Raw genomic sequence first — 24,569 nt, forward strand, 5'->3', positions numbered from 1 at the left:
GCCATGCATTGGGGAAAAAAATGTCTGAAATGACAGTCACAAAAAAACGCCCGAAACATTTGGCGTTGCATGAGATCAGACTGCCCTTGGCGGGCTTTGTCTCGATTCTTCACCGAGTGAGCGGTGCGGGTTTGTTCTTGATGTTGCCGCTGCTGTTGTCCTTGTTCGGCAATAGCCTGGGATCTGCCGAGACGTTTGCGACCTACAAGCAGACCGTGTCGAACCCGCTGGTGAAGCTGATCCTCTTCGGCTTGCTGTGGGCCTATTTGCACCATTTCTGTGCCGGCATCCGCTTTCTGCTGCTGGATATGCACAAGGGCCTGGATCTGGCGGCCTCGCGCCAGTCCGCGCGTCTGGTGCTCATCGTCAGCCTGGTGTTGACTGTCCTGATCGGGGTGAAGCTATGGTGAATCGTATCGTTGTCGGCGCGCACTATGGCTTGCGCGACTGGCTGGGCCAGCGTGTGACTGCCGTGGTGATGGCGCTGTATTCGGTGTTCTTCGCTATCAACGCGCTGATGTTGCCGGAAATGTCGTACGAAGCCTGGAGCGGCATGTTTGCCGGCGGCTTCATGCGTTTCTTTACCTTCCTGTTCTTCATGTCGCTCTTCTATCACGCCTGGGTGGGCGTCCGTGACATCTTCATGGACTACATCAAGCCGGTCGGTGTTCGACTGGTACTGCACGTGATCGTCTTGTTCTTGCTCATCGGCTACGCCGGTTGGGCGGCCCAGATTCTGTGGAGGCTGTAAGGGTGAAAATCGCTAAGCTTACTTATGATGCGGTGATTGTCGGTGCCGGCGGTGCAGGTCTGCGCGCTGCGCTGCAGTTGTCCGAGTCCGGCCTCAAGACGGCGGTGCTGACCAAGGTCTTCCCGACGCGCTCCCACACGGTTGCCGCACAGGGCGGGGTGGCCGCTTCGCTGGGCAACTCGACCGAAGACAACTGGCACTGGCACATGTACGACACCGTCAAGGGGTCGGACTGGCTGGGCGACCAGGATGCCATCGAGTTCATGTGCAAGAAGGCCAACGAAGTGGTCGTCGAGCTCGAGCACTACGGCATGCCCTTCGACCGTCTCGACAACGGCAAGATCTACCAGCGCCCGTTCGGCGGTCACTCGCAGAACTACGGCCAGTCCCCCGTGTCGCGCTCCTGTGCCGCGGCCGACCGGACCGGTCATGCCATGCTGCACGCGCTGTATCAGCGCAACGTGCGCGCCAAGACCCAGTTCTACGTCGAGTGGATGGCGCTCGACCTGATCCGCGATGCCGACGGTGACGTGGTCGGCGTGACGGCCATGGAAATGGAAACCGGCGAAGTGTCGATCTTCCATGCCAAGGCGGTGATTTTCGCCACCGGCGGCGCCGGCCGGATCTACTACAGCTCGACCAATGCCTTCATCAACACCGGCGACGGCGTGGGCATGGCGGCACGCGCCGGCATTCCGCTCGAAGACATGGAGTTCTGGCAGTTCCACCCGACCGGCGTGGCCGGCGCGGGCGTGCTGATCACCGAAGGGGTGCGCGGCGAAGGCGGCATCCTGCGCAACGCGGCCGGCGAGCGCTTCATGGAGCGTTACGCCCCGAACCTCAAGGATCTGGCCTCGCGCGACGTGGTGTCGCGCTCGATGGTGACCGAGATCAACGAAGGTCGCGGCTGCGGTCCGGACAAGGATCACGTGCTGCTCGACATCACCCACCTGTCGCCCGAGACGATCATGAAGCGGCTGCCGGGGATTCGCGAGATCTCCATCCAGTTCGCCGGGGTCGATCCGATCAAGGCGCCGATTCCGGTGGTGCCGACCTGTCACTACCAGATGGGCGGTATTCCGACCAACTACAAGGGCCAGGTGGTGGCGCCGCAGGGGGACAACCCGAACGCTCCGGTGACCGGTTTCTACGCCGCCGGCGAGTGCGCCTGCGCCTCGGTGCATGGCGCGAACCGTCTGGGCACCAACTCGCTGCTCGATCTGCTGGTGTTCGGCAAGTCGGCCGGCGAGACCGTGGTCGAGGACATCCAGAGCGGCAACCTGCGCCTCAAGCCGCTGCCCGAAGGCGCGGCCGACCAGGCCCTGGCCCGCATGGCACGCCTCGAGAACCAGAAGGACGGCACTGACGTGCATGAAGTCCGCCTGGCGATGCAGCGCACCATGCAGAAACATGCCGGCGTGTTCCGTTTCGCCGATCTGCTCAAGGAAGGCGTGACCCGCATTCTCGAAGTGGCCGAGCAGGCCAAGACCACCGAGATCAAGGACAAGTCCAAGGTCTGGAACACGGCGCGGATGGAAGCGCTGGAGCTCGACAACCTGATCGAAGTGGCCAAGGCCACCATGATCTCGGCCGAGGCTCGCAAGGAGTCCCGCGGTGCCCACGTGCGCGACGATGCGCCCGACACTGCCGAGTTCCCGAACGGCCGCCGCGACGACGAGTGGCTCAAGCACACACTGTGGTACAGCGAAGACAACCGGTTGGACTACAAGCCGGTGAACCTGCAGCCGATGTCCGACGACGTCGAGCCGATCGCGCTGGCCAAGCGGACCTACTGAGGGGTTGGGAGTCGAACTGATGAGCAAACGTACCGTTCAATTCAAGATGTACCGCTACGATCCGGACCGCGACGAGAAGCCCTACATGCAGGACATCTCGGTCGAACTCGAGCCGTCCGACAAGAAGCTGCTCGACGCACTGGTGCGCCTCAAGGTGAAGGACGATTCGATGTCCTTCCGCCGCTCCTGCCGTGAAGGCGTGTGCGGCTCCGATGCGATGAACATCAACGGCAAGAACGGCCTGGCCTGCCTGACCGACGTCGATTCGCTGGCTCAGCCGATCGTTCTGCGGCCGCTGCCTGGCCTGCCCGTGATCCGCGACCTGATCGTGGACATGACGCAGTTCTTCAAGCAGTACCACTCGATCAAGCCGTATCTGGTCAACGACAATCCGCCGCCGGAGCGCGAGCGCCTGCAGTCGCCGGAAGAGCGCGAAGAACTCAACGGGCTCTACGAGTGCATCCTGTGCGCCTGCTGCTCGACCTCGTGCCCGTCGTTCTGGTGGAACCCGGACAAGTTCGTTGGCCCGGCCGGCCTGCTCGCCGCCTATCGTTTCATCGCCGATACCCGCGATGAAGCGACCAATGAACGCCTCGACAATCTCGAGGATCCGTACCGCCTGTTCCGCTGCCACACCATCATGAACTGTGTGGACGTCTGTCCTAAGAGCCTGAACCCGACCCGGGCGATCGGCAAGATCAAGGACATGATGGTGCGTCGCGCCATATGACGCCCAACAAAGGACGCATGCGCTGGCACTGTCGTCGGGCCTTGTTGGAGCTCGATCTGGTCTTCGCACGTTTTCTTGAAACGAAGTTCGACCAGTTGAGCGATGCCCAGCTGGTCGACCTCCAGGAATTGCTGGATCTCGAAGACCATGCCTTGTGGGCCATGGTCAACGGAAGCGCTTCGTGTCCGGAAGAACGCTGGATGCCTCTCCTCGGCATGCTGCGCGACACCGGAACACAGATGGATTCTGCCCAGGCAGATCGAAAATAACGGGTAAGCAAAGGACGAGTTATGAGCACTGAACGTAACGCCACCCTCACGGTAGATGGGAAGACGGTCGAATTTCCGGTGATGACCGGAACGCACGGCAACGATGTCATCGACATCCGCACGCTGGGCGCCAAGACCGGTCTGTTTACTTACGACTCCGGTTTCCTGTCGACCGCCAGCTGCGCGTCCTCCGTGACGTTCATCGATGGCGACAAGGGCGAGCTGCTGTATCGCGGCTACCCGATCGAACAACTGGCCGAGCACTGCAACTTCCTCGAAGTGGCCTATCTGCTGAAGAACGGCGAGCTGCCCAATGCTGTGCAGAAGTCGGACTTCGAGAGCACCATCAAGAATCACACGATGCTGCACGACCAGATGACCAAGTTCTACTCGGGCTTCCGTCGTGACGCGCATCCGATGGCGGTCATGGTCGGTGTGGTCGGCGCCTTGTCGGCCTTCTACCACGACGCGCTCGACCTGCAGGACGCCGAGCACCGCAACGTGTCGTTCAACCGCCTGGTCGCCAAGCTGCCGACCATCGTGGCCATGGCCTACAAGTACAACACCGGCCAGCCGTTCATGTACCCGCGTAACGACCTGGGCTACACCGCCAACTTCATGCACATGATGTTCGGCACGCCGTGCGAGACTTACGAGCCGAACCCGGTGCTGGTCCATGCCCTCGACACCATCTTCACGCTGCACGCCGATCACGAGCAGAACGCCTCCACCTCCACGGTGCGTCTGGCCGGCTCCTCGGGCGCCAACCCGTTCGCCTGCATCTCGGCCGGTATCGCCTGCCTGTGGGGCCCGTCGCACGGTGGCGCCAACGAGGCCTGCCTGAACATGCTCGAGCAGATCGGCGATGTGTCCAAGGTGGGCGAGTACATCACCCGCGCCAAGGACAAGAACGATCCGTTCAAGCTGATGGGCTTCGGCCACCGGGTGTACAAGAACTTCGACCCGCGCGCCAAGCTGATGCGCAAGGTCTGCTACGACGTGCTGACCGAGCTGGGCCTCGAGAACGATCGCCTGTTCAAGCTGGCCATGGAACTCGAAAAGATCGCCCTGGAAGACCAGTACTTCGTCGAGAAGAAGCTCTACCCGAACGTCGACTTCTACTCGGGCATCGTGCAGAAGGCGCTGGGCATCCCGACCTCGATGTTCACCTGCATCTTCGCTCTGGCCCGCACCGTGGGCTGGATGACGCAGTGGGAGGAAATGATGACCGATCCGGAATACAAGATCGGCCGTCCGCGCCAGCTGTATGTCGGTGCGGCGCGTCGCGACGTGGTCGCCATCGACCAGCGCGCTTAACCCCATGAGGGCAGGGAAGACGCTGCACTGAAACAGCCCCTCGCGGGATGATCGCCGCCTGTCGTGATCATCCCGTTTCCTTATGCCCCATTTGACCGTGTCCGCCATCGGCGGCCACCTGACAAGGCAACAGAATTCGGGTGAATTCCAAGATGATGAAGCAACTGCAAAGCACCTCGATGCTGTTCGGCAGCAATGCACCGTTCGTCGAAGAGCTGTACGAGTCCTACCTCGCCGATCCGGAAACCGTGCCGGACGAATGGCGAACCTATTTCGATGGTCTGAAGGCCGGTGCCGCCGCCGCGGTTCGCGATGTGGCTCACACGCCGATCATCCACGCCTTCGAGCAGCTGGCCAAGCGCGGACCGGTGCGCACCATCGCGGCCGGCGACGGCAACAAGCGTCAGGTCAGCACCTTGCAGTTGATCAATGCCTACCGCTTCCTCGGCAACCGCTGGGCGAATCTTGACCCGCTCAAGCGCAACGAGCGCATGCAGGTGCCTGAGCTCGAGCCGTCCTACTACGGCTTTACCGAGGCAGACCTCAACGAGCAGTTCAATGTCGGCTCCTTCCATGCGTTCTCGACCGAACAGGCTAGCCTGCGCGAGATCCTGGAAGCCGTGCGCCAGACCTATTGCGGCTCGATCGGTTCGGAGTACATGTACATGTCCGACATCGGTCAGAAGCGCTGGATCCAGGCCCGCCTCGAAAGTATTCGCGGCACGCCGAAATTCTCGGTCGAGCAAAAGAAGCATGTGCTCGGTCGCGTGACCGCCGCCGAGACGCTCGAGAAATACCTGCACACCAAGTACGTCGGCCAGAAGCGCTTCTCGCTCGAGGGCGGTGAGTCGATGATCGTCGCCATGGACGAGGTCATCAACGTTGGCGGTACGCTCGGCGCGCAGGAAATCGTGATCGGCATGGCCCACCGTGGCCGCCTGAACGTGCTGGTCAACACGCTGGGCAAATCGCCCTCGACCCTGTTTGCCGAATTCGAAGGCAAGGCCGAGGTCGATCTGTCGGCGGGTGACGTGAAGTACCACAACGGCTTCTCCAGCGACGTCATGACGGCCGGCGGGCCGGTGCACCTGACGCTGGCGTTCAACCCGTCCCATCTCGAGATCATCAACCCGGTGGTCGAGGGCTCGGTCTATGCGCGCCAAGTGCGTCGCAAGGACAAGGTCAAGAACCAGGTGCTGCCGGTGCTGATCCATGGCGACTCCGCCGTGGCCGGCCAGGGCGTGAACCAGGAGATGCTGAACTTCTCGCTGACCCGCGGCTATGGCACGGGCGGCACGGTGCACATCGTGGTGAACAACCAGATCGGCTTCACCACCTCCGACCCGCGCGACTACCGCTCCTCGCTGTACTGCACCGACATCTTCAAGATGGTCGAGGCGCCGATCTTCCACGTGAATGGCGACGACCCCGAAGCCGTCGCGCTGGTCACCGCGCTGGCCGTTGAATTCCGCAACGAATTCAAGAAAGACGTGGTTATCGACATCATCTGCTTCCGCAAACTCGGCCACAACGAGCAGGACGAGCCGATGGTGACCCAGCCGCTGATGTACCGCAAAGTTTCCCAGCATCCGGGGACCCGCAAACTGTATGCCGACCGCCTGGTGCGCGAAGGCGTGTGCACGGCCGACGAGCCCGAAGCGATCATCCAGGACTATCGCGAGCACCTCGACCGCGGCGAGTTGCTCGCCAACCCGGTGCTCTCCGGTCACAACCGCCAGTTTGCGGTCGACTGGACGCCGTACCTCAAGACCCCGTATACCGACGAAGCCGACACCGCGGTGCCGATGGTCGAGCTCAAGCGCCTGGCCGAGCGGATCAGCACGGTGCCCGAAGGCTTCACCCTGCATTCGCGCGTCAAGAAAATCGTCGACGACCGTGCCGCCATGGCACGCGGCGAAGCGCTGATCGACTGGGGCATGGGCGAGAACCTCGCTTACGCCAGCCTGCTGGTGCAAGGCTACGGTGTGCGTCTGTCGGGCGAGGACATCGGGCGCGGCACCTTCTTCCACCGCCATGCGGTGTTCCACGACCAGAAGCGCGAGCGCTGGGATGAGGGCGACTACATTCCGCTGCAGCACATTCAGGAAGGGCAGGCGGAGATCCAAGTCTTCGACTCCGTGCTGTCCGAAGAGGCGGTGCTGGCCTTCGAATACGGCTACGCGACCGCCGAGCCGGACCATCTGGTGGTGTGGGAAGCGCAGTTCGGCGACTTCGCCAACGGCGCCCAGGTGGTGTTCGACCAGTTCATCTCCTCGGGCGAAGCCAAGTGGGGTCGCAAGGTCGGCCTGACGGTGCTGCTGCCGCACGGCTACGAAGGCCAGGGCCCGGAGCATTCCTCTGCCCGCCTCGAGCGCTACATGCAGCTGTGTGCCGAGAACAACATGCAGGTGCTGGTGCCCAGCACGCCGGCGCAGATCTTCCACCTGCTGCGCCGCCAGATGGTGCGCCCGCTGCGCAAACCGGCCATCGTCATCACGCCCAAGTCGCTGCTGCGTCACAAAGAGGCGGTGTCGTCGATGGAAGAACTCGCCAAGGGCACCTTCCGCACCGTGATCGGCGAGGTCGACGAACTCGAGGCCAAGAAGGTCAAGCGGGTCGTGCTGTGCTCCGGCAAGATCTACTACGAGCTGATGGCCTACCGCCGCGAACAAGGCATCAAGGACACCGCCGTGGTGCGTATCGAGCAGCTCTATCCCTTCCCCCGCGATGCGTTCCGCACCGAACTGGCCAAGTTCCCCAATGCCAAGGAAGTCGTCTGGTGCCAGGAAGAGCCGCGCAACCAGGGTGCCTGGTACTGGTTCGCCTCGCGTCAGCATCTGATTAATGTGCTCGGTCCCAAGCAACGGCTGCTGCTCGTCAGCCGCCCGGCGTCGGCTTCGCCGGCGGTTGGCTACTACGCCAAGCACAACGCCCAGCAGAAAGCGGTGATCGAAAACGCTTTCAGCCCCATCAACGATTGAACGAACAACGAAAACACCGAGCCTTAGAGGGAGTCAATTCATGCTGATCGAAGTCAAAGTCCCCCAGTTGTCCGAGTCCGTGTCTGAAGCCACGCTGGTCACCTGGCACAAGAAAGAAGGACAGGCCGTTTCCCGTGACGAAAACCTGATCGACATCGAGACCGACAAGGTCGTGCTCGAACTGCCGGCACCGGCCGATGGCGTGCTGGTCAAGATCATCAAAGGTGATGGCGAAACCGTCGGCAGCGGCGACCTGATCGCCCAGATCGACACCGAAGCCAAGGCCGCCGCGGGCGCCACCAAGGCGGCCGAACCGGCGCCGGAAGTCACGCCGCCGGCCGCCAGCAAGCCTGCCAGCGGCGGTGCTGCCAGCCCGGCCGCGCGCAAGATCCTCGACGAAAAAGGCGTGTCGGCCGACGACGTCAAGGGCAGCGGCCGCGGTGGCCGTGTGACCAAGGGCGACGCCGTCGCCGCCGGCAAGGCCGCTCCGGCCGCGGCCGCCGCACCGGCGATCGAGGTGTCCGGCGACCGTCCGGAAGAGCGCGTGCCGATGACCCGCCTGCGTGCCCGCATCGCCGAGCGCCTGCTGCAGTCGAAGAACGAGAACGCCATCCTGACCACCTTCAACGAGGTGAACATGGGCCCGGTGATGGCCCTGCGCGCCGAGTACAAGGACAAGTTCGAGAAGGTGCACGGCGTGCGCCTGGGCTTCATGGGCTTCTTCGTCAAGGCCGCCGTGGCCGCGCTCAAGAAGTTCCCGATCCTGAACGCCTCGGTCGATGGCAACGACATCGTCTACCACGGCTACTTCGACATCGGTATCGCCGTCGGTGGCCCGCGTGGCCTGGTGGTGCCGATCCTGCGCGATGCCGACCAGATGTCGATCGCCGATATCGAGAAGAAGATCGCCGAATACGGCCAGAAGGCCAAGGACGGCAAGATCTCGCTCGAAGAGCTGACGGGCGGCACCTTCTCCATCTCCAACGGTGGCGTGTTCGGTTCGATGCTGTCGACCCCGATCATCAACCCGCCGCAGTCGGCGATTCTCGGCATCCACGCCACCAAGGATCGCCCGGTGGTGGAGAACGGCCAGATCGTCATCCGCCCGATCAACTACCTGGCCATGTCCTACGATCACCGCATCATCGACGGCCGCGAAGCCGTGCTGGGTTTGGTGACCATGAAGGAAGCGCTGGAAGATCCGGCTCGTCTGCTGCTGGACGTCTAAGACAGAACCCGCGGGCGCCCCGGCGCCCGCGCCCCACATCGAGGGAGAGAACGAACAATGTCGAAAAAACAATTTGACGTGCTGGTGATCGGCGGCGGCCCCGGCGGCTATGTGGCGGCCATCCGCGCCGCGCAACTCGGCTTCAAGACCGCCTGCGCCGAATCCAACCCCTATGCCGATCCGAAAGGCGAGCCGCGCCTGGGCGGCACCTGCCTGAACGTCGGCTGCATCCCGTCGAAAGCGCTGCTGCACACCTCGCACATGTTCGAGGAAGCCAGCCACGACTTCGCCGAGCAAGGCATCAAGGTGGGCACGCCGAGCATCGACGTGCCGACCATGATCGCGCGCAAGGCCAAGATCGTCGACCAGCTCACCGGGGGCATCAAGGGCCTGTTCAAGAAAAACAAGGTCACCATGCTCTCCGGTCACGGCAGCTTCGTCGGCCAGGCCGGCGAGGGCTGGGAAGTGAAGGTCGGTGACGAGGTCGTCGAGGCCAAGCAGGTGATCGTCGCCACCGGCTCCACCGCGCGTCATCTACCCGGCATCACGGTCGACAACACCCTCATCTGCGACAATATCGGCGCGCTCGACATCGCTGCCGTGCCCAAGCGTCTGGGCTTGATCGGCTCGGGCGTGATCGGTCTGGAGATGGGCTCGGTGTGGCGCCGGCTCGGTTCCGAAGTGACCATCCTCGAAGCCATGGACAGCTTCCTCGCCGCGGCCGACCAGGACGTGGCCAAGGAAGCGCAGAAGGTGTTCGCCAAGCAGGGCCTGGACGTCAAACTGAGCGTCAAGGTCGGCAAGGTCACGCCGGCCAAGAACAAGAAGACCGTCACCGTCGAGTACGAAGACAAGGACGGCGCGCAGAAGGCCGTCTTCGACAAGCTGATCGTCTCGGTCGGCCGCGTGCCCAACACCGACGGGCTCAATGCCGAGGCGGTGGGCCTGAAGATCACCGACCGTGGTTTCGTCGACGTTAACGATCACTGCCAGACCAACCTGCCGGGCGTGTGGGCCGTGGGCGACGTGGTGCGCGGCCCGATGCTGGCGCACAAGGCGATGGAAGAGGGCGTGATGGTCGCCGAGCTGATGGCGGGCCAGGCCGGCCACTGCAACTTCGACACCGTGCCCTGGGTCATCTACACCTCGCCGGAAATCGCCTGGGTCGGAAAGACCGAGCAACAGCTCAAGGCCGATGGCGTGGCTTACCGCGCCGGCAAGATCCCGTTCATGGCCAACGGCCGTGCGCTGGGCATGGGCGCGCCGACCGGCTTCGTCAAGATGCTGGCCTGCGCCGAGACCGACCGCATTCTCGGTGTGCACATCATCGGCGCCAATGCGTCCGAGCTGATCTCCGAGGCCGTCGTGGCCATGGAGTTCCATGGTGCGGCCGAAGATCTGGCGCGCATCTGCCACGCTCACCCGACGCTGTCGGAGGCGGTGCACGAGGCCGCGCTGGCGGTGGACAAGCGTCCGCTGCACTTCTGATCGGGCTGCTAGTATCTCGCTGATCTATATGCGGGATCGGCCGACAAGCCGGGGTGGCCATGCCGCCCCGGCTTGTCTCATTGCATGACCCGCCGCCAAATTGCTATTACCCTAAGGCTATGCCACATCGCACGCTCAACGTTCCCGAATTCGGGATGATCGATGCCTACCACGCGGCCTTGACCGAGCGCGGCTATCAGGCCGACCCGGCTCAGGAGGCAGCGGTCAAGCGGCTGCAGACGCTGTACTCCGAACTGCTCGGCTACAAGGTGGCGCGGCGCAGTTTGTTCAAGAAGTGGTTTGCCAAGCCGGAAGAGCCGCGCAGCGTGTATTTCTGGGGCGGTGTCGGTCGGGGCAAGAGCTTCCTGATGGACTGCTTCTACGAGGCGGTGCCCTATACCCGCAAGCGCCGGGTGCATTTCCATGCCTTCATGCAGGAAGTGCAGAACGACCTCAAGTCGCTCAACCATCTGCCCGATCCGCTGCAGATCATCGCCGAGCGGGTCAGCGAGCAGACGCGCCTGCTGTGCTTCGACGAATTCCATGTGTCGGACATCGCCGATGCGATGATCCTCGGCCGCCTGCTCGAGGCCCTGTTGGCGCGCGGCGTCATCTTCGTGATGACCTCCAACTACCCGCCCGACGGGCTCTATCCGAACGGGCTGCAGCGCATCAACTTCCTGCCGACCATCGAGCTGATGAAAAAGCGCTTCGACGTGATCGAGGTCGACTACGGCACCGACTACCGCCTGCGCACGCTCGAGCAACTCGAAATCTACCTGGTGCCGGACGATGCCGCCGCGCGCGCCCGCATGGCCGAGGACTTCTACCGCATCGCCGGGGTCGATGGCCAGGCCGGTGCGGTCGACGTGCTGGGTCGCTCCTTTCCGGCCGAGCGCATTGCGCCGGGCGTGGTGTGGTTCGACTTCAATACCTTGTGCAAAGGGCCGCGCTCGCAGAACGACTATCTCGAACTGGCGCGCGAGAACCACACCGTTCTGTTGTCCGGCGTGCCGAAGATGACTGCCGGGCAGAGCAACGAGGCGCGCCGTTTCACCTGGTTGATCGATGTGCTTTACGATCACCGGGTCAAGCTCATCATGAGCGCGGAGGTCGAGGCCCATGACCTGTATCGCGAAGGGCACAACGCCCATGAATTCGTCCGGACGGTCAGCCGGCTCATTGAAATGCGTACCCGGGACTACCTTGCGGAAGCTCATCGCCCCGAGTGATCACCGGCGTGCCGGGCGCCTCGCGCGTTGGGCGATCCTGGTGGTCGCCGCGATTTGCCTGGCGCCGGCCGCCCATGCCGCGCTGCCGCTGACCATCATCACCTTGCAACACCGCAGCGTCGACGAGGTGCTGCCGGCACTGCGCCCGCTGCTCAGCCCCGGTGGCCAGCTCAGCGGCATCAACGACAAACTGCTGATCCGCACCGATGCCGACAACCTGCGCCAGCTGCGCGAGGCGTTGGCGGCGGTGGATACGCCGCCGGCCCGATTGCGGATCGAGCTGCGCACCGACCGGGTCGGCAGCGAACTGCGTCGGGACATCGGCATCGGCGGCGAAGTGCGCTCCGGCGATGTGACGGTGCGCCTGCCGGGCCAGGTGCCGCGGCGGGGCGCAAGTGTCGATATCGGCGGGGTGCGGGCCGGGGTGGGCGAATCCTCGCGCAGCATGCGCCGCAGCGGCACCCAGTTCGTCGAAACCCGCGACGGCGGCGCGGCCACACTGTTCGTCGGCACCTCGGTGCCCCTGGCCTTCCACCAGGTCTTCGTGCGGCCCGACGGCGTGCGTGTGGTGCGCGGCACCGTGTACCAGGACGTCGGCGAAGGCGTTTTGGTGCGCCCGACGGTGGTCGGCCAGCGGGTACGGCTGGTGTTGAGCCCCGAATCGAGCCGTCAGGCCGGCGATGGGCGGATCGATGTGATGCGCCTCGAGACCACTGTCGAAGGCCGGCTGGGCGAGTGGATCGCGGTCGGCGGGGCGAGCGCAGCCGAAGACACCCGCGAGAGCCGGGGTGTGGTCATCGGCGGCAGTTCGAGCGCTGACAGCCAGAGCGATGCTGCCTTCTGGCTGCGAGTCGATACCGTAGGAGGCGCGCGTGACTGAGGTCGATGCCAACGATCGCGCCCACCAGGCGCTGGCCGCCGCCTTTGCGCCGGAAGGCGCGCTGGCCCAGGTGGTGCCCGGCTTCTCGGCCCGCACCCAGCAGGTCGAGATGGCGCTCAAGATCGGCCAGACCATTCGCGAACAAGGCGTGCTGGTGGCCGAGGCAGGCACCGGCACGGGCAAGACCTTTGCCTACCTGGTGCCGGCGCTGTTGAGCGGCGGCAAGGTGCTGATCTCCACCGGCACCAAGACGCTGCAGGACCAGCTCTTCCGCCGCGACCTGCCGACCGTGCGCGCCGCGCTCAAGCTACCGCTGCGCATCGCGCTGCTCAAGGGGCGCGCCAACTACGTGTGCCACTATCATCTGGCGCGCAATGCCGGCGACGGGCGCTTCGCCACCCCGCAGGACGCCGCCAACCTGCGCAAGATCGCCCGCTTTGCCGAAATCTCCCGCACTGGCGACAAGGCCGACTGCCAGGATGTGCCCGAAGACAGCGGCGCCTGGATCTCCGCCACCTCCACACGCGACAACTGCCTCGGCCAGGACTGCCCCAACGTCAAGGAGTGCTTCGTGCTGCAGGCGCGGCGCGAGGCCATGGAGGCCGACGTGGTGGTGGTCAACCACCACCTGTTCTTCGCCGACGTGATGCTGCGCGACGAGGGCATGGGCGAGCTGCTGCCGGCCTGCAACACGCTGGTGTTCGACGAAGCCCACCAGCTGCCCGAGACCGCCAGCCTGTTCTTCGGTGAATCGGTGAGCACCGCACAGGTCATTGATCTGGCGCGCGACACCCGCACCGAAGCGCTGACCGGTGCACCCGACTGCCGGGTGCTGATCGAAGCCACCCGCACGCTCGAAAAGGCCGCGCGCGACTGGCGCCTGGCGGTGAGCGCCGAGGGGGCGCGCATCAGCCTCGAACAGCTGGCGCAGCATCCCGGCTTCATGCCTGCGGTCGACACCGTCGGCAAGGCGCTGGCCGAACTCGGCGAAGTGCTCAAGACCCAGGCCGAGCGCTCCGAGGGGCTGGCCAACTGCCTGCGCCGGCTCGACGAATTGGTCGAGCGGCTCGACCGCTGGCAGCACCCGGCCGAGGCCAAGGTGGTGCGCTGGGTCGAGGTCTTCACCCAGTCGTTGGCCGTGCACAGCACGCCGCTGGAGATCGGCAACGTGTTCGCGCGGCAGATCCAGCGCTATCCGAGCGCCTGGATCTTCACCTCCGCCACGCTCGCCGTCGGCACCGATTTTTCGCACTATTGCCGCGACCTGGGTCTCAACTGGCTGGAGCCGCCGGCGCACACCGCGGTGTGGGGCAGCCCCTTCGACTACCCCGAGCAGGCGGTGCTGTATGCGCCCACCGGCATGCCCGACCCCAATGCGCCGGAGTACCCCGATGTGGTGGCGGATGTCGCCTTTCCGCTGATCCGCGCGGCCCAGGGGCGCACCTTCGTGCTGTGCACCTCGCTGCGCGCCATGCGGCGCATCCACGAGCGCCTGGCCGGCGAGCTCGAGCGCGCCGGGCTCAAGCTGCCCTTGCTGCTGCAGGGCGAGGGCTCGCGCAGCCAGCTGCTGGCGCGCTTTCGCGAGCTGGGCAATGCCGTGCTGGTGGCCAGCCAGAGTTTCTGGGAAGGCGTCGATGTGCCCGGCGATGCGCTGTCGGTGGTGGTGATCGACAAGCTGCCCTTCGCCCCGCCCGACGATCCGGTGCTGGCCGCGCGCATCGAACATCTGCGCCAGGCCGGGGTCAATCCGTTCATGACCTACCAGCTGCCGCGGGCGGTGATCAACGTCAAACAGGGCGCCGGCCGGCTGATCCGCACCGAGCAGGACCGCGGCGTGCTGGCGGTGTGCGATCCGCGCATGATCGACAAGCCCTACGGCAAACGAGTCTGGCGCAGCCTGCCGCCGATGCGGCGCACCCGGGTGCCCGAGGAGGTCGAGGCCTTCCTGGCCACGCTGCCGCCGCCGCGCGGCACCACGGCGGCCGTGCTGCCGAGCGAGGATGCGGCCGACGACGTTACACTGACCGACTGAATCACCCGACAGGAGGGCGCATGAAGATCATCGACGCCGTCAAACAACAACACGCTGCACTCACCACCTTCCGCCGCGACATCCATGCTCACCCCGAGCTGGCCTTCGACGAACACCGCACCGCCAAGCTGGTGGCCGACCGCCTCGAAGCGGCCGGCATCGAGACCCACCGCGGCATCGGCCGCACCGGCGTGGTCGGTGTGATCCGTGCCGGCAGCTCCCAGCGGGCGATCGGCCTGCGTGCCGACATGGACGCGCTGCCGATCCAGGAGCGCAACACCTTCCCGCATCACTCCAAGCATCCCGGCCGCATGCATGCCTGCGGCCATGACGGCCACACCACCATGCTGCTCGGTGCGGCCGAGCATCTGGCCAAGCATCCGGACTTCGACGGCACCGTGGTGTTCATCTTCCAGCCCGCCGAAGAGGGCGACGGCGGCGGCCGCGAGATGGTCGAAGATGGCCTCTTCGAGCGCTTCCCCATGGACGCGGTGTTCGGCCTGCACAACTGGCCGGGTTTGCCGGCCGGCAACATTGCCGTGCACGACGGCCCGGTCATGGCCTCGGCCGACCGCTTCGATATCGAGGTGCTCGGCCACGGGGCACATGCGGCCATGCCGCATCTCGGCGTGGACCCGGTCATCGCCGCCAGTGCGCTGGTGCAGGCGCTGCAGACGGTGGTCAGCCGCACGCTCAACCCGCTCGATCCGGCCGTGCTGTCGGTGACCCAGGTGCATGCCGGCGAGGCGCACAACGTGATCCCCGACCGGGCGCGCATCACCGGTACCGTGCGGGCGTTCTCCACCGAGGTGCAGGCCCAGATCGAGGCGACGATGCAGCGTATCTGCCAGGGCATCGGCACGGCCTACAACGTGAATGTGCGCTTCAACTTCCTGCGCGGCTACCCGGCCACCATCAACACCTCGGCCGAAGCGGCACAGTGCGCCGAGGTGGCGCGTGCGCTGGTCGGCGAGGCGGCGGTGCGCACCGATCTCAAGCCCAGCATGGGCGCGGAGGACTTCGCCTACTTCCTCCACGAGAAGCCGGGCTGCTATGTGTGGCTGGGCAACGGGCCGGGCGAGGGCGGCTGCATGCTGCACAACCCCAACTATGACTTCAACGATCAGGTGATCCCGGTGGGCGTGAGCTACTGGGTGCGGCTGGTCGAACATCTGCTGGCGCGCTGATGCGCGGGAACATCCTGGCCCTTGCCTGGCGCATGCTGCGGCGCGACCTGCGTGCCGGCGAATTGCATCTGCTGGCGCTGGCGCTGATCGTGGCGGTGGCCAGCCTGAGCAGTGTCGGCTTTCTGACCGATCGCGTCTCGCGCAGCCTGGATCGCGAAGCCAACCAGTTGCTCGGCGGCGATCTGCTGCTGCGTGCCGATCACCCCTGGCCAGACCGGACGCGCGTACTGGCCCGCGAAGCCGGGCTGCAGGTGGCCGACACCTACCTGTTCTCCAGCATGGTCGGCACCGACGCCGCCGTGCAGCTGGCGGCGGTCAAGGCGGTCGGGCCGGGTTATCCCTTGCGCGGCAGCGTGCGGGTGGCGCCGGCGCGCAATGCGCCGGACGCGGTGGTCGATGCGATCCCGCCGGCGGGCAGCATCTGGCTCGAAGAACGGGTCATCTCGGTGCTCGGCGTGTCGGTCGGTGAGCGGGTCCAGCTGGGCGAGCTGTCGATGACGGTCGGCGGGGTGCTCACCTTCGAGTCGGATCGCGGTGCCAACTTCTTCAGCATGTTGCCGCGGGTCATGATCAACGCCGCCGACCTGCCCGCCACCGGCCTGATCCAGACCGGCTCACGGGTCGCCTATCGGCTGCATGTGGCCGGCGAGGCGAGGGCGGTGGCCGACTTCCGCGAACGCGCCACCGCGGCGCTCGAGCGCGGCCAGAGCATCGAGTCGATCGACAATGCCCGCCCCGAGGTGCAGGTGGCGCTGGCGCGCGCCGAACGTTTCCTGCGCCTGGCGGCCAGCCTGTCGGTGGTGCTGGCGGCGGTGGCCATCGGTCTGAGTGCGCGGCGCTTCATGGCGCGTCATCTGGACGGTTGCGCGGTGCTGCGCTGCCTAGGGGCGCGACAGGCACAGCTGATCCAGCTGTTCATGCTCGAGTTCGTGGTGTTCGGCCTGTGTGCGTCGGCCATCGGTATCGGGTTGGGCTGGGCCGTCCACGCGCTGCTCGCGGGCGGTCTGGCCGAGGTCTTGCGGGTTGCCTTGCCGGCCCCCTCCTTCCTGCCGGTGGTGCATGGGCTGGTGGTCGGCCTGGCCTTGTTGCTCGGTTTCGTGCTGCCGCATCTCATCGGTCTGGCACGGGTGCCGAGCCTACGAGTGATGCGGCGCGAACTGGGCGAAGGGGAGGGGCTGGCGCGGACCGCCTGGGCCAGCGGCTTGGCCGTGCTGGTGGCGATCGTGTTGTGGGTGGCCGATGACTTCAAGCTCGGCGCCTGGATCTCGGCCGGCTTCCTGGCCGCACTCGGCGGTTTTGCGCTGCTCAGCGCGGGCGGCTTTTCGCTCCTGTCCCGCCTGGCCATGACGGTCAACGGCGGCTGGCGCCAGGGTCTGCTGGCGCTGCGGCGGCGCATGGGCAGTCAGGTGATCCAGGCGACGGCGGTCGGTCTCGGCCTGATGGCCTTGCTGCTGCTGACGCTGGTGCGGGCCGATCTGCTGGCCGCCTGGCGCGATACCGTGCCGCCCGACGCGCCCAACCGCTTCGTCATCAATCTTCAGCCCGACCAGCGCGCGGCCTTCCTCGCCTTCTTCCGCGACGCCGGCCAGCCGGCGCCCGAGCTGATGCCGATGATCCGGGGCCGGCTCATGAGCATCAACGGGGCGCCGGTCGATCCCGGCGGCTACAAAGAGGACCGTGCGCGGCGCCTGGCCGAGCGGGAGTTCAACCTGTCCTACGCGTCCGCCTTGCCGCCCGGCAATCTGGTCGAAGCAGGGCGCTGGCACGGCGATGACAAGGCGCCGGCGTTTTCGATCGAGGCCGGCGTGGCCGAGACCTTGGGCATTTCGGTGGGTGACGTGGTGAGCTTCGATGTGGCCGGGCAGCAGGTGAGTGCGCCGGTGACGAGCGAGCGCCGGCTGCGCTGGGATTCGATGCGGGTCAATTTCTTCTTCATCGCCTCGCCGGGCGTGATCGACCAGTTTCCGGCCAGCCTGATCACCAGCTTCCATGTGCCGCCCGGCGCCGAGGACTTCTCGCTGGCGTTGACGCGCGCCTTCCCGAACATCTCGGTGATCGATGTCGGGGTGGTGATGGCGCAGATCGAATCGATGGTCGATCGCCTGATCGTCATCGTCGAGCTGGTCTTCGGCTTTGCCATCGTGGCCGGCGCGGTGGTGCTGCTGGCCGCCTTGCAGTCGACCCGCGACGAGCGGGCGCGCGAGTTCGCCGTGATGCGTACCCTCGGGGCGCGTGCGCGCCAGCTGCGCCAGAGCCTGCTGGTGGAGCTTGCCGCCATGGGCGCGGCGGCTGGCGCCCTGGCCGGCGCCGGCGCCAGCGTGGTCGGCTGGCTGCTGGCGACGCGGGTGTTCGACATGCCCTATGCGCCGGCGCTGGCGCCTGTCGTGGTCGGCGCGCTGGGCAGTGCCCTGGGCGTCATGCTGGTCGGCTGGCTGGGCGCCGGTACGCTGCTGCGCCTGTCGCCGATGCAGCTCTTGCGCGAGGCGGTTTGACCACATGCCGCTGATATACTCGCCCTCTTTTTTCCGGCAGGGGCAGGGACCGCGGTGACCGAGCAACAGATTCAATATGCCTTGATCGCGGCGGTGGCGGCGTTGTTGCTGGCCGTGCTGGTGCTGATCGCGCGGGTGCGACGGCTGGAGTCGGACCTCCCTGCCCATCTGGTGGACGCGGTGCAGGAAACGCTCGAAGCCCGGCATCGCGACATGCTCGGCGACCTTCACACCGGCCTGGGCCGCCAGACCGATCGCCTGACCGAATCGGCCGAAACCCAGAGCGAGCGCCTGCGCAGCCGGGTGGAGGGCGAACTGCGCCAGAGCCGTGAGGCCTCGCATGCGCTGCAATCGCAGATGCTGGCGCAACTGGCCGAACAGCGCAGCGACGTGCAGCTGCGGTTGAGCGAGCTGAACGGCACGCTGCAAAGTGCCCATGCCCGGCTGCGCAGCGAAATGATCGAGCAGACCCTGGCGCGCCTCGGCGAGCATGCCCGGGCCGACCGCGAGCTGCTGCAGAACGGCTTGCGCAGCGCCTCGGAACAGATGGCGCAAAGCAGCGAGGCGCTCAATCGCACGGTCAACGAGCGCCTCGAAACCATCACCGGCCAGGTGCATCAGCGCCTCGACGAAGGTTTCAAGAAGACCAACGAGACCTTCGCCAACGTCATGGCCCGCCTGGCCACCATCGACGAGGCGCAGAAGAAAATCGACGGGCTGACCACCAATGTGGTGAGCCTGCAGGAGTTGCTCGGCGACAAACGTGCGCGCGGCGCCTTCGGCGAAGTGCAGCTCGAAGCGCTGGTGCGCAATTCGCTGCCACCGGACGGTTTCGAATTCCAGGCCACCTTGCCGGGCAATGTGCGCGCCGACTGCCTGCTGACGCTGCCCGAGCCGACAGGGCGGGTGGCGGTCGATTCCAAATTCCCGCTGGAGAACTACCACCGGATGTTCGAGGCCGGTCTGGCCGAATCGGACCGCCGGGTGGCGCAAAGCGCTTTTCGCACCGACGTGAAGCGTCATGTGGATGCCATCGCCGGCAAATACATCATCCCCGGCGTCACCTCCGACGGCGCCGTGATGTTCGTGCCGGCCGAAGCGGTGTTCGCCGAGATCCATGCCTACCATCCCGACGTAGTGGCCTACGCGCAGGAGCGCCGGGTATGGATCGTCTCGCCGACCACGCTGATGGCGATCCTCAATACCGCGCGCGCGGTGCTCAAGGACGTGGAAACGCGCAAGCAGATCCATGTCATCAAGGATGCGCTGGCCAAGCTGGCCAAGGACTTCCATCGTTTCGACGATCGCATGCAGGCGCTGGCGCGGCACATCGAACAGGCCGGCAAGGACGTCAAGGACGTGCAGGTCAGCTCGCGCAAGATCTCCGCGCACTTCCAGAAGATCGAATCGGCACAGCTCGACGAGTTGCCCGAGGATCTGGGCGAGGACACGGACGACACCGGCGAGGTATAGCGCCTCGCCACAGCCTCCCAAAGCGCGTGCCGACGCCCGCGCGCCGGGCCGCCCCAAGGGCGGGCGCCGCCCCCTCGGGGGGCAGCGAGCGAAGCGAGCGTGGGGGCCCTTTACCCGCCGATGTAGGACATCTCGATGCGCTTGAGCGAATGCGTATTTTCGGTGCGGATTTCCGAATAGCGATCGTCCCGTGCTTGCCAGGTGCGGTGGATCAGTGCGGCCAGATCCGCGTCGCTGGCGCCTTCGCGCAGGGGGGCACGCAAGTCGTGCCCCTCGGTGGCGAACAGACAGGTGTAGAGCTTGCCTTCGGTCGACAGCCGGATGCGCGTACAGGTGCTGCAAAAGGCCTGGGTGACCGAGGAGATCACGCCGACCTCGCCGCTGCCGTCCTGGTAGCCCCAGCGTTCGGCCACTTCGCCGGTGTAGTTCGGTTCGGACGATTCGACCGGGAACACGGCGTGGATGCGGTCGATCACTTCGCGCGAGGGCACCACTTCGTCCAGACGCCAGCCGTTGGAGGCGCCGACGTCCATGTATTCGATGAAACGCAGGATATGGCCCGAGCCCTTGAAATGGCGCGCCATGTCGATGATCTGATGATCATTGACGCCACGCTTGACCACCATGTTCACCTTGACCGGCTGCAGGCCGGCATCCTGGGCGGCCTGGATGCCGGCGAGAACGTCGGCGACCGGGAAGTCGGCATCGTTGATCTGCTTGAAGATGGCATCGTCGAGCGCATCGAGGCTGACCGTGACGCGGTGCAGGCCGGCGTCCGCCAGCTTCTGCGCCATGCGCGGCAGCAGCACGCCGTTGGTGGTCAGGGTGACCTCGACGCCGGGCAGGGCGGCCAGCGCCTTGATGAGCTGGTCGACATTTCGCCGCAACAGGGGTTCGCCGCCGGTGATGCGGATCTTGCGCACGCCGTTGGCGACGAAGATGCGCGCGATGCGCACGATTTCTTCGAAGCTCAGCAAGGCCGAGCGGGCAAGGAAGGGATAGTCCTTTCCGAAGACCGCGCGCGGCATGCAGTATACGCAGCGAAAGTTGCAGCGATCCGTGACGGAGATGCGAAGATCGCGTACCGCTCGGCCGCGCAGGTCGGTGAGCAGGGCGGAGTCGTCAGCAGGATTGGACGAAGAAGCCATCGGTTTCAACAGTTTTGGGACGTGTTGCCGATGTTATAGCAAAGGGCGCGAATCCGGTCTTGTCCGCGCGCAAGTTTGGCGCAGTGACCGTGGCACTTGCACCCCGGGCGCGTTTGATGTTTTTGGCCCGCAATAGACGAAAAAAGGGGCTGTCGCGTGGCGACAACCCCTTGTATTCTGTGGCTCCCCGACCAGGGCTCGAACCTGGGACCTGCGGATTAACAGTCCGTCGCTCTACCGACTGAGCTATCGGGGAACTGAAGAAGCGCGAATTATAGAAATGGGAATATCGGCTGTCAACGTCTTTTATGCGAAAATGCCATCCGGCTAGCTTGGAAAACGGGATCGGGCGCAAACTGCCATGAATTTTGAAGATACGGTTTATGTGAAGACGGCGCTTGGCGATGCGCGGGCCAAACAGCCGCGGTCGATCAGCTCCCATGAACTGCGCGCGACGTTGTTGCTCATCGATGGACGGATTACCGTGCGCGAGATGAAGCGGCGCTTCGGCACGTCGCTGGCGATCGATCCGGCCATCAGCGAGTTGCTGCGCGAGGGCTTGATTCAAGCCCGCGAAGATCGGGCCAGCGAAGACGAACAGGCCAGCGAGGATGCTGTTGCCGAGGCGGTGCCTGCCGCGGCGCTCGCCGAGGCGGGCGAGGCCTCGTGGGGCGATCCATCGCCAAGCGTCGCCACCCCGGTGGATGCCCTTCCGGTCGATGCGGCCGACAAGGTGCCGATGTACGACGAGCCCGACCCCGATCTTCCGATGGCCGAGCCGGAGGACGTGCGGGTGGAGCCGGAGGCTTCGTCCATCGACATCCCTGTCATTGAGCAGGACCCACACGCGCCGCAAGAGCCCCGTCTGGACGAGGCGCAGGACGTTGCTGCCGACAAGACCCCCGACCCGGAACCCCTCCTGACCGTCACGCCTCGCATGGGCGATCACACCCGCGGGAGTGTGATTGCCATGGGTTTCTTCCTCGAACGGGTATGGCGGGGCCTGTTGCCGGCGGCTGCGATCGTCTTGATCGGCGCCTTGGTGGTGGGCGCCTTTTTGCTGCCCGAGCGCTACCGCGGCGATCTCGAGGCCGGCATGAGTGCCTACCTGGGGACGCCCGTGCGTTTTGGCAGTCTGCGGGTGTCGCTGGCCGGCGGGGGGGCGTTGCAAATGAGCGATGTCCGCGCCGATGCCTTGCCCTCGCTGCGTGCCGGCAAGGTGTTCCTGATTCCCGATTGGCCGGCGTCGCTGCGCGCGGTGGACTGGCGCTTTCGCGTGCGTATCGGCGAGCTGGTGGGGGCGCCTTCGGCGCTGAACCGGCTGATGGCGGCGCCGGCCGATCAGCTGCGGGTGACCGAGACCGAACTCGACCGCGTGAGCGTTAGCGTGGGCGGCGAGTCGTGGGCCGTATTGTCGGGCTCGGTGATGCCGGGCGAGCAGGGGGCCGTCGCCAATCTGCGGGACGAACTCGGCACGCTGACGGTGACGGCGATTCGCGCTGGCGACGCGCTGCACGTGGACGCCGTAGCGGTCAATCGCCCGTTGCCGGTCTTCCCGCAGATCCCGGTCAGCACGCTGCAAGTTGTCGGCACACTCAGCGACGACGGTTTCGACATCACGAATTTCGGTGCCGGTGTGCTCGATGGCAAGCTGGCCGGAACGGCATACCTGTCCTGGCCGGACGGCGCCCGGATCGTAGCCGACGTGACGCTGAGCCAGGTCAATGTGGAGCAGTTGCTCAAACGGCTGGATGCGGGCGTTCGCCTCGGCGGCTCGCTGTCGGGGCGTTTCAAGGTGGAAGGCGGCGCTGCGCATCCGTCAGAAATCAGAACGGCCTCCCAGCTGTCGGGGCGCTTCGAAGTGACGAACGGGGTTGTCGGCGGGATGGATTTTGGTGCGGCGATGCGCGAGCGCGGCAGCGGCAAGATCCAGGGGGGCGAAACCCTGTTCGAAAGCATGACCGGCGAGCTGAAGCGGAAGGACGGGGCGCTGGAGGTTCGGGTGTCCCGCCTTCAGGCCGGCGCACTCGACGCTGCCGGCGTGTTGCGGATCGGCGCGCTGGAGGCGTTGTCGGGGCAAATGACGACGTCCGTGGGGGCGGGGAGCCGGCGCGTGGGCCTGCCGGTCGATATCGGTGGTTCGCTGGCGGCACCGACGCTTGAAGCGCGGCTGCCCGCGCCACCGGCGCCGGCGGCGCGTCAGGAGTCTGTTTCGACCGATGGCGGTGGAGATGCCGAGAGCCCTGCCGTGTCGCTGGAGGTGCCGGTGGCGCCTGGAAGCTTGCGCTGAGCGATGCCTCGACAACGAAAACGGCGCCCGCGGGCGCCGTTTTCAATTGCCGCAGCGGGACTCAGTCGGCAATGACCGACGCGATGGCCTTGGCCACCGTGTCGATGTTCTTGCTGTTGAGTGCGGCCAGGCAGATGCGGCCGGTCGACACGGCGTAGATGCCGTATTCCTGCTTCATCCGCTCGACTTGGGCGGCGGTGAGGCCGGTGAAGGAGAACATGCCGCGTTGCTGGACCACGAAGGAGAAGTCCTGCTTGACGCCTGCGGCGGCGATGCGCTCGACCAGCTGGGTGCGCATCAGGCGGATGCGGTCACGCATGCCGGCCAGTTCCTCTTCCCACTGGGCGCGCAGGCCAGCGTCGGACAGCACGGTGGCCACCACGATGCCGCCATGGGTGGGCGGGTTGGAGTAGTTGGTGCGGATCACGCGCTTGACCTGCGACAGCACGCGGGCCGAGGCGTCGCGGTCGGCGGTGACGATGGTCAGCGCGCCGACGCGTTCGCCATACAGCGAGAAGGATTTGGAGAAGGAGCTGGAGACGAAGAACTCCAGCCCCGAGTCGGCGAACAGGCGCAGCGCGGCAGCATCGGGCTCGATACCGTCGGCAAAACCCTGGTAGGCCATGTCGACGAAGGCGACCAGATCGCGCTCGCGGATGGTGTCGACCACTTGCTGCCACTGCTCGAGCGTCAGGTCGGCGCCGGTCGGGTTGTGGCAGCAGGCATGCAGCACGATGATCGAGCCGGCAGCGTAACCTTTCAGGGCGGCCAGCATGGCGCTGAAATTGACGCCGCGGGTGGCTGCATCGTAGTAGGGGTAGGCGCCTACATCGAAGCCGGCTGCTTCGAACAACGCACGGTGGTTTTCCCAGCTCGGGTCGCTGATGTAGACCTTGGCGCTGGAGTTCAGGCGATTCAGGAAATCGGCGCCGATCTTGAGTGCGCCGGTGCCGCCGAGCGCTTCGATGGTGACGGCGCGGCCGGCGTCGAGCAAGGCCGAGTCGGTTCCGAACAGCAGGGTCTGTACAGCCTTGTTGTAGGCAGCGGCGCCTTCGATCGGCTGGTAACCGCGCGGCGGAGCGAGCTTGAGACGTTGTTCTTCGGCCGCCTTGACCGCCGCGAGGAGCGGAATCTTGCCGTTGTCGTCGTAGTACACACCGACGCCCAGGTTGACTTTCTCGGCGCGCGGGTCAGCCTGGAAGGCTTCGTTAAGGCCGAGGATCGGATCGCGCGGTGCCATTTCTACCGCAGCAAAGATCGACGAGGTCATGTTCG

18 protein-coding genes and 1 tRNA gene are annotated in these 24,569 nt (G+C 65.6%); 16 read left to right on the plus strand and 3 right to left on the minus strand.

The window, feature by feature from the left end:
• The first annotated feature begins 20 nt into the window (after positions 1 to 20).
• The 15 genes from sdhC (at position 21) to I8J34_RS09280 (ending at position 19,856) form a co-directional block, all read left to right on the plus strand.
• Positions 21 to 410 (plus strand): succinate dehydrogenase, cytochrome b556 subunit, encoded by a 390-nt coding sequence (gene sdhC, locus I8J34_RS09210; RefSeq protein WP_214361110.1) that lies wholly within the window; start codon positions 21 to 23, stop codon positions 408 to 410.
• Positions 404 to 751 carry a succinate dehydrogenase, hydrophobic membrane anchor protein gene (sdhD, locus tag I8J34_RS09215; RefSeq protein ID WP_214361111.1) on the plus strand — a complete coding sequence of 116 codons (348 nt, stop codon included), beginning with the start codon at positions 404 to 406 and terminating at the stop codon, positions 749 to 751. The genes sdhC and sdhD overlap by 7 nt, the downstream gene beginning before the upstream one ends.
• Positions 752 to 753: 2 nt before the next feature.
• Positions 754 to 2,547, plus strand: a complete 1,794-nt coding sequence (gene sdhA, locus I8J34_RS09220) for a succinate dehydrogenase flavoprotein subunit (RefSeq protein WP_313798790.1) — start codon at positions 754 to 756, stop codon at positions 2,545 to 2,547.
• 19 nt (positions 2,548 to 2,566) lie between these two features.
• On the plus strand, positions 2,567 to 3,277 hold the full coding sequence (locus tag I8J34_RS09225; protein WP_214361113.1) for a succinate dehydrogenase iron-sulfur subunit: 711 nt from the start codon (positions 2,567 to 2,569) through the stop codon (positions 3,275 to 3,277).
• Positions 3,274 to 3,546, plus strand: coding sequence for an FAD assembly factor SdhE (locus I8J34_RS09230; RefSeq protein ID WP_214361114.1), 273 nt, complete (start codon positions 3,274 to 3,276; stop codon positions 3,544 to 3,546). Before I8J34_RS09225 ends, I8J34_RS09230 begins: the two co-directional genes overlap by 4 nt.
• Positions 3,547 to 3,567: 21 nt before the next feature.
• The gene (gene gltA / locus I8J34_RS09235) at positions 3,568 to 4,863 is read left to right on the plus strand and encodes a citrate synthase (RefSeq protein ID WP_214361115.1); all 1,296 of its coding nucleotides are present in this window, start codon (positions 3,568 to 3,570) and stop codon (positions 4,861 to 4,863) included.
• A 152-nt stretch (positions 4,864 to 5,015) separates the two neighbouring features.
• Positions 5,016 to 7,844 carry a 2-oxoglutarate dehydrogenase E1 component gene (locus I8J34_RS09240; RefSeq protein ID WP_214361116.1) on the plus strand — a complete coding sequence of 943 codons (2,829 nt, stop codon included), beginning with the start codon at positions 5,016 to 5,018 and terminating at the stop codon, positions 7,842 to 7,844.
• 40 nt (positions 7,845 to 7,884) lie between these two features.
• Positions 7,885 to 9,072: a 2-oxoglutarate dehydrogenase complex dihydrolipoyllysine-residue succinyltransferase gene (odhB, locus tag I8J34_RS09245; protein WP_214361117.1), complete on the plus strand. Its 1,188-nt coding sequence runs from the start codon at positions 7,885 to 7,887 to the stop codon at positions 9,070 to 9,072.
• Positions 9,073 to 9,129: 57 nt separating this feature from the next.
• Entirely contained in the window at positions 9,130 to 10,560 is a 1,431-nt protein-coding gene (lpdA, locus tag I8J34_RS09250; RefSeq protein ID WP_214361118.1) for a dihydrolipoyl dehydrogenase, read from the plus strand.
• A gap of 119 nt (positions 10,561 to 10,679) precedes the next feature.
• A complete protein-coding gene (gene zapE, locus I8J34_RS09255) occupies positions 10,680 to 11,792 on the plus strand; it encodes a cell division protein ZapE (protein ID WP_214361119.1) in 1,113 nt (370 codons plus the stop codon).
• A 40-nt stretch (positions 11,793 to 11,832) separates the two neighbouring features.
• Positions 11,833 to 12,672 carry a secretin N-terminal domain-containing protein gene (locus tag I8J34_RS09260; RefSeq protein WP_214361120.1) on the plus strand — a complete coding sequence of 280 codons (840 nt, stop codon included), beginning with the start codon at positions 11,833 to 11,835 and terminating at the stop codon, positions 12,670 to 12,672.
• Positions 12,665 to 14,704: a DNA repair helicase YoaA gene (gene yoaA / locus I8J34_RS09265; protein ID WP_230411773.1), complete on the plus strand. Its 2,040-nt coding sequence runs from the start codon at positions 12,665 to 12,667 to the stop codon at positions 14,702 to 14,704. Before I8J34_RS09260 ends, yoaA begins: the two co-directional genes overlap by 8 nt.
• Before the next feature lie 20 nt (positions 14,705 to 14,724).
• Positions 14,725 to 15,891: a M20 aminoacylase family protein gene (locus tag I8J34_RS09270; RefSeq protein ID WP_214361121.1), complete on the plus strand. Its 1,167-nt coding sequence runs from the start codon at positions 14,725 to 14,727 to the stop codon at positions 15,889 to 15,891.
• Positions 15,891 to 18,383 carry an ABC transporter permease gene (locus I8J34_RS09275; RefSeq protein ID WP_230411774.1) on the plus strand — a complete coding sequence of 831 codons (2,493 nt, stop codon included), beginning with the start codon at positions 15,891 to 15,893 and terminating at the stop codon, positions 18,381 to 18,383. Before I8J34_RS09270 ends, I8J34_RS09275 begins: the two co-directional genes overlap by 1 nt.
• A gap of 54 nt (positions 18,384 to 18,437) precedes the next feature.
• Positions 18,438 to 19,856: a DNA recombination protein RmuC gene (locus tag I8J34_RS09280; RefSeq protein ID WP_230411775.1), complete on the plus strand. Its 1,419-nt coding sequence runs from the start codon at positions 18,438 to 18,440 to the stop codon at positions 19,854 to 19,856.
• 110 nt (positions 19,857 to 19,966) lie between these two features.
• Here I8J34_RS09280 and moaA read toward each other — a convergent pair whose 3' ends face one another.
• Complete coding sequence (gene moaA, locus I8J34_RS09285) at positions 19,967 to 21,004, minus strand: GTP 3',8-cyclase MoaA (RefSeq protein ID WP_214361122.1); 1,038 nt, start codon at positions 21,002 to 21,004, stop codon at positions 19,967 to 19,969.
• A gap of 180 nt (positions 21,005 to 21,184) precedes the next feature.
• A tRNA-Asn gene (locus I8J34_RS09290) sits at positions 21,185 to 21,260 on the minus strand.
• A 105-nt stretch (positions 21,261 to 21,365) separates the two neighbouring features.
• Between I8J34_RS09290 and I8J34_RS09295 the strand changes: the two genes are divergently transcribed.
• Positions 21,366 to 23,294, plus strand: coding sequence for an AsmA-like C-terminal region-containing protein (locus I8J34_RS09295; protein ID WP_214361123.1), 1,929 nt, complete (start codon positions 21,366 to 21,368; stop codon positions 23,292 to 23,294).
• Positions 23,295 to 23,355: 61 nt separating this feature from the next.
• Here the strand turns inward: I8J34_RS09295 and I8J34_RS09300 are convergent, their stop codons facing one another.
• Positions 23,356 to 24,564 carry an amino acid aminotransferase gene (locus I8J34_RS09300; protein ID WP_214361124.1) on the minus strand — a complete coding sequence of 403 codons (1,209 nt, stop codon included), beginning with the start codon at positions 24,562 to 24,564 and terminating at the stop codon, positions 23,356 to 23,358.
• Between the last annotated feature and the right edge of the window lie 5 nt (positions 24,565 to 24,569).

The sequence above is a fragment of the Denitromonas iodatirespirans genome, assembly GCF_018524365.1.
GTDB lineage: Bacteria > Pseudomonadota > Gammaproteobacteria > Burkholderiales > Rhodocyclaceae > Nitrogeniibacter > Nitrogeniibacter iodatirespirans.

Bases quoted from the DNA above. Each gene is read 5' to 3' on its own strand.
- sdhC (WP_214361110.1), top strand. From the start codon at position 21: ATGTCTGAAATGACAGTCACAAAAAAACGCCCGAAACATTTGGCGTTG.
- I8J34_RS09300 (WP_214361124.1), bottom strand. From the start codon at position 24,564: ATGACCTCGTCGATCTTTGCTGCGGTAGAAATGGCACCGCGCGATCCG.
- I8J34_RS09240 (WP_214361116.1), top strand. From the start codon at position 5,016: ATGATGAAGCAACTGCAAAGCACCTCGATGCTGTTCGGCAGCAATGCA.
- moaA (WP_214361122.1), bottom strand. From the start codon at position 21,004: ATGGCTTCTTCGTCCAATCCTGCTGACGACTCCGCCCTGCTCACCGAC.
- I8J34_RS09275 (WP_230411774.1), top strand. From the start codon at position 15,891: ATGCGCGGGAACATCCTGGCCCTTGCCTGGCGCATGCTGCGGCGCGAC.
- I8J34_RS09270 (WP_214361121.1), top strand. From the start codon at position 14,725: ATGAAGATCATCGACGCCGTCAAACAACAACACGCTGCACTCACCACC.
- odhB (WP_214361117.1), top strand. From the start codon at position 7,885: ATGCTGATCGAAGTCAAAGTCCCCCAGTTGTCCGAGTCCGTGTCTGAA.
- I8J34_RS09230 (WP_214361114.1), top strand. From the start codon at position 3,274: ATGACGCCCAACAAAGGACGCATGCGCTGGCACTGTCGTCGGGCCTTG.
- I8J34_RS09225 (WP_214361113.1), top strand. From the start codon at position 2,567: ATGAGCAAACGTACCGTTCAATTCAAGATGTACCGCTACGATCCGGAC.
- gltA (WP_214361115.1), top strand. From the start codon at position 3,568: ATGAGCACTGAACGTAACGCCACCCTCACGGTAGATGGGAAGACGGTC.
- sdhD (WP_214361111.1), top strand. From the start codon at position 404: ATGGTGAATCGTATCGTTGTCGGCGCGCACTATGGCTTGCGCGACTGG.
- I8J34_RS09295 (WP_214361123.1), top strand. From the start codon at position 21,366: ATGAATTTTGAAGATACGGTTTATGTGAAGACGGCGCTTGGCGATGCG.
- lpdA (WP_214361118.1), top strand. From the start codon at position 9,130: ATGTCGAAAAAACAATTTGACGTGCTGGTGATCGGCGGCGGCCCCGGC.
- zapE (WP_214361119.1), top strand. From the start codon at position 10,680: ATGCCACATCGCACGCTCAACGTTCCCGAATTCGGGATGATCGATGCC.